Below are 397 nucleotides of genomic sequence, written 5' to 3'. Positions count from 1 at the left end.
GCCGACCCCCGAGCTCGACGGCTGGATCCGCCAGGACGCCGCCCAGCTGGCCGAACTCGCGGAGACCGCCCCGGCGGGGATGTCGCCGGTGCACCCGGCGCGGCTGATCGTCGAGGCCACCAAGGTCTTCCCGCCGGACGGCATCATGATCCGCGACGGCGGCGCCACCACGATCTTCGGCTGGACGTACTCCCAGGCCAAGCCGCACGACGTGATGTGGAACCAGAACTTCGGCCACCTGGGCACCGGGCTGCCCTACGCGGTCGGCGCCGGGGTGGCGGACGGCGGCAAGCGCCCCATGATGCTGATCACCGGGGACTCCTCCTTCCAGTTCCACATCGCCGAGCTGGAGACGGCCGCCCGGCTGAACCTCCCGCTGGTCTGCGTCGTGGCCGTC

The 397-nt window shown here is 72.0% G+C and carries 1 protein-coding gene; it reads left to right on the top strand.

Annotated features, from left to right (window positions below; translation table 11 throughout):
- The coding region (locus AC559T_RS17500) for a thiamine pyrophosphate-dependent enzyme (RefSeq protein ID WP_498869419.1) at positions 1 to 397 on the top strand (397 nt) is incomplete at both ends.

This window comes from Frankia sp. Hr75.2 (assembly GCF_949319125.1).
GTDB lineage: Bacteria > Actinomycetota > Actinomycetes > Frankiales > Frankiaceae > Parafrankia > Parafrankia soli.
This window is presented reverse-complemented; position numbering and strand designations above follow the sequence as displayed.